General features: G+C 62.4%; 2 protein-coding genes. Both read left to right on the top strand.

The genetic code is table 11. The features are described from left to right. On the top strand, positions 1–519 hold a 519-nt coding region (locus ACXRVY_RS26255), incomplete at its 5' end, for an NAD-dependent epimerase/dehydratase family protein (protein WP_458238652.1). A 209-nt stretch (positions 520–728) separates the two neighbouring features. After that, a partial coding sequence (locus ACXRVY_RS26250; protein WP_458238651.1) for a SulP family inorganic anion transporter occupies positions 729–1,990 on the top strand: 1,262 nt, incomplete at its 3' end.

Here is a 1,990-nt window from a genome sequence, read left to right as displayed (position 1 = left end):
GTCGACAAGGCCGCGCGCGTGGCCATCGATAATCTGATCCTGGCGGCGGCCATGGACGGGGTGAACTCGGCGGTGATCTGCAACACCCTGATCTACGGTCACAGCCTGGGCGTCCATCGCGACAGCGTGCAGTTGCCGCGCCTGCTCAAACAGGCGCGCAAAAGCGGTGTGGTGCGCCATGTCGGCCCGGGCCGTAACATCTGGTCCAATGTGCACATCGAGGACGTGGTTGCGCTGTACCTGCTGGCGCTGACTGAAAACGTACCCGGCACCTTCTACTTTGTTGAAAGCGGTGAAGCATCATTCATCGACATGACCACCGCCATGGCCCAGGCGCTGAACCTGGGCGAACCGCAAGACTGGGCGCTCAAGGACGCGGAGGCCGAGTGGGGCTATGAAATGGCCAATTATGGTTTGGGCTCCAACAGCCGGGTGCGCGGTAAACATGCACGAGAGTTGCTGGGCTGGGTGCCGAAGCGCACGTCGGCAGTGGAGTGGATTCGCGACGAGATGGTGTGAGTTTGCTTTAGACCGCGTCACCGTTCATCGCGGGCAAGCCACGCTCCCACAGGTTTTGTGTTGTTCACGAAGTTGGCGAACAACACAGTACCTGTGGGAGCGGGCTTGCCCGCGATGGCGATTTCGTAGTCCCTGCAACTGGCCGCGCCGCCCTCGATTCCGTAACATCCGCACACTCTTTTCTCGTCTCTCCCTGTGTGCGATCCCTCATGAAAGCAAAACGTCTACGCGCCGATGTCCTGGCCGGACTTACCACGTCCTTCGCCCTGTTGCCCGAATGCATTGCCTTCGCGCTGGTGGCTCATCTCAATCCGCTGATGGGGCTTTATGGCGCATTCATCATCTGCACCCTGACCGCGCTGTTTGGCGGGCGACCCGGCATGGTGTCCGGCGCGGCCGGCTCGATGGCCGTGGTGATCGTCGCGCTGGTGGTTCAGCACGGTGTGCAGTATCTGCTGGCCACGGTGTTGCTGGGCGGGTTGATCATGATGGCGTTCGGGCTGCTCAAGCTCGGCAAGCTGGTGCGCATGGTGCCGTACCCGGTGATGCTCGGCTTCGTCAACGGCCTGGCGATCATCATTGCGCTGGCGCAACTGGAGCACTTCAAGAGTGGTGAGGCCTGGTTGAGCGGTGCGCCGCTGTACATGATGCTCGGGCTGGTCGCGGTGACCATGGCCATTGTCTATGTGCTGCCGCGCCTGACCCGTACGGTGCCGCCGGCGCTGGTGGCGATTCTCGGTGTGGGTCTGGCGGTGTATCTGCTTAGCCTGCCGACCCGCACCCTGGGCGACATGGCGCACATTGCCGGTGGCTTGCCGACGCTGGCGCTGCCGGACATCGCGTGGAATCTGGACACCCTGCGGATCATCGCGCCCTATGCGATCCTGATGGCGCTGGTCGGGTTGCTGGAAACCCTGTTGACCCTGAACCTCACCGACGAAATCACCGAGAGCCGTGGTTACCCGGATCGCGAGTGCGTGGCGCTGGGGGCGGCGAATCTGGTGTCCGGTGCGTTCGGCGGCATGGGCGGGTGCGCGATGATCGGCCAGACCGTGATCAACCTCAGTTCCGGCGGGCGCGGGCGCTTGTCCGGGTTGGTGGCCGGGGTGTCGATCCTGCTGTTCATTCTGTTTCTGTCGCCGCTGATCGAGCGCATTCCATTGGCCGCGCTGGTCGGGGTGATGTTCGTGGTGTCGCAACAGACCTTCGCCTGGGCCTCGTTGCGGGTGCTGAACAAAGTGCCGCTCAATGACGTGCTGGTGATCATCGCGGTGACGGTGATTACCGTTTTCACCGATCTGGCCATTGCGGTGCTCTGCGGCATCATCATTGCGGCGCTGAACTTTGCCTGGCAGCAGGCCCGTCAGCTGTATGCCGACAGCCACCTTGAGAACGACGGCAGCAAGCTGTACCGGGTGCATGGCACGCTGTTCTTCGCCTCGACCACACCGTTTCTCAATCAGTTCGATAC

This window comes from Pseudomonas sp. P5_A2_2 (genome assembly GCF_054177685.1).
Note: the sequence above shows the minus strand (reverse complement) of the source record. Positions and strands in the feature narration are given on the sequence as shown.